4 protein-coding genes and 1 pseudogene are annotated in these 2,483 nt (G+C 78.0%); 1 reads left to right on the forward strand and 4 read right to left on the reverse strand.

Annotated features, from left to right (window positions below; genetic code table 11):
- The 4 genes and pseudogenes from AC0680_RS29625 to AC0680_RS29640 form a co-directional block, all read right to left on the reverse strand.
- Window positions 1-323, reverse strand: a pseudogene (locus AC0680_RS29625) (hypothetical protein); the annotation flags it as partial.
- Window positions 320-712, reverse strand: coding sequence for an Asp23/Gls24 family envelope stress response protein (locus AC0680_RS29630; protein ID WP_384441426.1), 393 nt, complete (start codon window positions 710-712; stop codon window positions 320-322). The pseudogene AC0680_RS29625 and the gene AC0680_RS29630, both read right to left, overlap by 4 nt.
- Before the next feature lie 6 nt (window positions 713-718).
- The gene (locus AC0680_RS29635; RefSeq protein ID WP_384441429.1) at window positions 719-916 is read right to left on the reverse strand and encodes a hypothetical protein; all 198 of its coding nucleotides are present in this window, start codon (window positions 914-916) and stop codon (window positions 719-721) included.
- Between the two features lie 36 nt (window positions 917-952).
- A complete protein-coding gene (locus AC0680_RS29640) occupies window positions 953-1,417 on the reverse strand; it encodes an Asp23/Gls24 family envelope stress response protein (protein WP_478634707.1) in 465 nt (154 codons plus the stop codon).
- Window positions 1,418-1,626: 209 nt separating this feature from the next.
- On the opposite strand from AC0680_RS29640, the gene AC0680_RS29645 reads away from it, so the two are divergent.
- Window positions 1,627-2,355 carry a hypothetical protein gene (locus tag AC0680_RS29645; protein WP_478634709.1) on the forward strand — a complete coding sequence of 243 codons (729 nt, stop codon included), beginning with the start codon at window positions 1,627-1,629 and terminating at the stop codon, window positions 2,353-2,355.
- The last annotated feature ends 128 nt before the right edge of the window (window positions 2,356-2,483 follow it).

Below are 2,483 nucleotides of genomic sequence, written 5' to 3' on the forward strand. Positions count from 1 at the left end.
GGCAGCAGGGTGGCGGCCAGGAGGAGGTGGGCGGGGGGGGAGGTGGTGGCGGTGCGGCGGGCGACCCACCGGCGACGGGCCCTGGCGGGCCCCCCCCCCCCCCCCGCGGCCACGTCGTAGAGCAGCAGGCCCGCGGCGCCCAGCAGTACCAGCGCGACCACGGCGGCGGGCACCCGGCGGGCGGACCACCAGCGCCCGGTCCGGCCGTCGTCGAAGGCGGCGGGCGGCGTCTCGTCGTCCGCGCCCGGCGCCCGGTCGGCCGGCTGGTCGCCGAGGGTGGGCAGTCGCCGGGTGTCCGGCGGTTCGGCGGCGTCGTCGCTCATCGCACCCTCTCCCGGCCCCTGCCCTCCAGCAGCGGTGAGCGCAGCCGCTCGACCTCCACCGCCACCTCGGGCACCGCCATGCTCGCCAACGCCGTCACCCGTTCGGTGACATGACGCCGCACCAGGCGGCACTGGGCGCCGATGTCCGAGGGGTAGCCCAGCTCCACCGCGACCCGTACCCGGGCCTCACCGAGGTGCTCCCGGTCCTCGCGCCGGTGCACGGTCACCGTCGCATGCGCGTCCGTACGGCCGTGCGGGGACTCGGTGCGCAGCGCCTCCCGCGCGGCCTGCGCGGCGATCTTCGCCACCACCCGGTCCGCGATGCTGGTCGCGCCCCGCTCACCCGCCGGTACGTCAGCGGCAGCGGCCGGCACGGGCCCCGTCGCCACCCGGCCTCACCGCCGCCGGTCGTCGCGGTCGCTGCTGCGGGTGCGGAAGAAGTCGCCGGCCTCCAGGTCCCCGTCCAGGAACTTGCCGGCCACGAAGCCGATCAGGCCCAGCGCCGCCACCACCACGAAGGCACCGAAGCCGCCGAAGTATCCGGCGAAGCCCAGCGCCATACCGGCCAAGAGGCCGACCACGGCCATGCTCATCGTGCGCTCCTTCGCTGCCGCTCCGGACGGGCCCGCTCACTGGAGCCGCGGTTCGGCTTCCTCTTCTTCGTCCGCCTCGTCGGGCAGCTTGACGTCGCTGACCGCGATGTTGACCTCGACGACCTCCAGGCCCGTCATCCGCTCCACGGCGGCGATGACGTTCTCCCGGACGGTCCGCGCGACATCGGCGATGGAGACGCCGTAGTCGACCACGATCTCCAGGTCCAGCGCGGTCTGCACCTCGCCGACCTCGGCCTTCACCCCGCGCGTCGCGGTGGCCGACCGGCCGCCGCCACCGGGCACCTTGTCGCGTACGGCGCCGAGCGTACGGGCCAGGCCGCTGCCCATGGCGTGCACACCGACGACGTCCCGGGCCGCGAGCCCGGCGATCTTCTCCACGACACCGTCGGCGATGGTGGTGCGCCCACGGGACGCGGGGTCGCCGCCGCCCCTCTTGACCGGCGCCCGGGCCCCCTCTGCGTGCTGCTGGCTCTCGCTCATCGCCGTGTCCCTTTCCGCGGGGAGAAGCGGGCCGCCCGCTCCGATCACCACACTAGGCCGGGTGCCCCGGGACCGCTCCGGGGATGTGGCAGTGGAGTGCCCCACGGCGCCGCCGGGCACACCGGCCTGCCGTACGGGCCGGTCTGCGGCAGGCTGGTGACGTCGTCCGGGACGGGCCGGGGTCTCTCCTGCCCAGAAAGGGGTGCGCGGTGACCGCGAACCAGTTGTCGCAGGCGGTGCGGCAGCAGCTCGGGATCGGGCGGGTGCTGCCGCTGGGCGGGCCGGCGGACGGGTCCTGGATCACCGAGCGGGCGGCCGCCGGGGCGCTGCGCGCGGGCGCCGCGACCCCGGCCGGGGTGCGCATCGGCACGCTGCGTCTGTCGGTCGCCGACCCCGGGCACGCGCCCGAACCCGCGGTGCCGGCGCCGGTGAGCGCGCTGCCGCCGGGCCCGCTGCGGATCGAGGCGGACTTCACCGCGGTCGCCGACCGACCGCTGCCCGCCGTCGCCGACCAGGTCCGCGCGGCGCTGCTGGAGGCGGCCGTCCAGGACCTGGGGCTGGTGGTGGGCGTGGTGGATCTGCGGGTGAGCGGGCTGCTGGAGCCGGGCGAGGAGGCGGCACCCGCGCCGCGCGCGCCCCGCAGGGAGCCCCCGGTGGCCGCTCCCGCGGCGGGCGACCGGACCGGTGCGACCCAGGAGGGTCCGGCGGGGATCGCCGCCGTCGCGCTGGGGGTGGCGGGGGTGGCCCGGCTGGCGCCGGCGCTCGGCGGGCCGTCGCGTCCGGTGCGGCTGGCCGAGGGCCATGCGCTGGTCCAGCTGGCGATCGCGGCCGGTCATCGCGCGCTGGACGTCGCGCACGCCGTACGGGAGGCGGTGGCGGCCGCGCCGCCCGCGCCGTCGACGGTCGCGGTGCTGGTCACGGCCGTGGAACGGGACTGACGGGGGGCCGGCGAAGCGGTAGCGGGCGCGGGGGGGGGGGGGGGGGGGGGGGGGGGGGGGGGGGGGGGGGGGGGGGGGGGGGGGGGGGGGGGGGGGGGGGGTCTCGGGCTCCCGGAATTCCTGTAGGA

The organism is Streptomyces sp. NPDC043738 (assembly GCF_056436545.1).